This window comes from Stenotrophomonas sp. 2YAF22 (assembly GCF_052114665.1).
Classification (GTDB): domain Bacteria; phylum Pseudomonadota; class Gammaproteobacteria; order Xanthomonadales; family Xanthomonadaceae; genus Stenotrophomonas; species Stenotrophomonas indicatrix.
In genome coordinates, this window is the sequence record NZ_JBFRFE010000845.1 from 1 (window position 1) to 1,387 (window position 1,387).

General features: G+C 67.1%; 2 protein-coding genes. Both read right to left on the reverse strand.

Annotated features, from left to right (window positions below; translation table 11 throughout):
* A partial coding sequence (locus tag AB4Y84_RS21635) for an FAD-dependent oxidoreductase (protein ID WP_442250929.1) occupies positions 1-1,222 on the reverse strand: 1,222 nt, incomplete at its 3' end.
* Between the two features lie 30 nt (positions 1,223-1,252).
* Positions 1,253-1,387: kynureninase/PvdN C-terminal domain-containing protein (locus AB4Y84_RS21640; RefSeq protein WP_442250930.1), on the reverse strand; the 135-nt coding region annotated here is incomplete at its 5' end.

Consider the following 1,387-nt stretch of genomic DNA (forward strand, 5'->3'; position numbering starts at 1 on the left):
CGGGCGTGTGCAGGAAGGTCACCATCGTGTAGTGCGGGACGAAGCGCGTGGGCCAGCGCCGCTGCAGTTCCTGTTCCAGCTCACGCTGCAGCAGGAAGGCCGGATCGGCCACCCGGTCGCGCATTTCCAGATAGTTCTCCAACGCCATCTGCTGGATCGCACGCGCGTTCGGCTTGCGCTCGGCCTCGAATGCGGCGAAGGCGCTCTGCAGGTCGTCCGCCGCCATCAGGTGGCGGGCCAGCGACACGCAGTCCTCGAASGCRCAGTTCATGCCCTGGCCGTGGAACGGCACCATCGCGTGCGCGGCRTCRCCRATCAGCACGGCGCGGTCCTGTTGGTGCCAGCGTTCCAGGGTAAGCGTACCGAGCAGGCCCGGCGGATGCTGCTCCCAGTCCGCACGCAGGTTGGGAATCAGCGGCAGGGTATCGGCGAACTCGCGCGCGAACAGTGCTTCGGCCTGGGCGCCGGTGGTGACCGTGGCGAAGCTCGGATCGCCCTGGTTGGGCAGGAACAGGGTCACGGTGAACGTGCCCTCGTGGTTGGGCAGGGCGATGCACATGTAGCGGCCGCGCGGCCAGATGTGCAGGGCATTGCGCTCGATGCGGAAGCCGCCATCGTCGCTCGGCGGAATCTCCAGTTCCTTGTAGGAATGGTCGAGGAAGGCAATGTCCTCGCCGAGCGGTTCGCGCCGGTTCATCGCCGCACGCAGCGCCGAGCCTGCGCCGTCGGCACCCACCAGGGTATCGAAGCGGATATCGTGCGGGCTGTCGTCGCGATCATCGATGAAGCGCGCGTAGCCGGCATCGAAATCGACGGTGTGCAGGCGGCGGTGGAAATGCACGGTGGCACCGGCCTGCTCGGCCAGTTCCAGCAGCGTGGTATTCAGGTCGCTGCGATGGATCGACCAGATCACTTCGCTGTCGTCGCGACCATAACGCTGCAGCTGCGGCTCGCCCTCGCGCGGATGCACCATGCGCCCGCGCATCATCACCGCACGCGCCATCACTTCGTCTTCCACGCCGGCCTGGCGCAACGCGTTGCGCCCGCGCTCGGCCAGGGCCAGGTTGATCGAACGGCCGCTTTCGTAATCGGCGATGCGCGGATCGCCACGGCGTTCGTACAGGGTGATGCGCCAGCCCTGCCGTGACAGCAGGATGGCCAGCAGGGATCCGGCCAGGCCGGCGCCGACAATGCTCAGCGAGCGGGATGCATGTGCGATCAACGAACTGTCCAGCAGTAGGGGAGGGCGGGCTTACAGGCCGGCCCAGGCTTCCACTTCCTCGACGAAGTGGTGCACGTCGAGATAGCGGTTGTAGAGCGGAGTGGGCGAGATGCGGATCACGTCCGGTTCGCGCCAGTCACCCAGCACGCCGATGGCGCGCAGGTG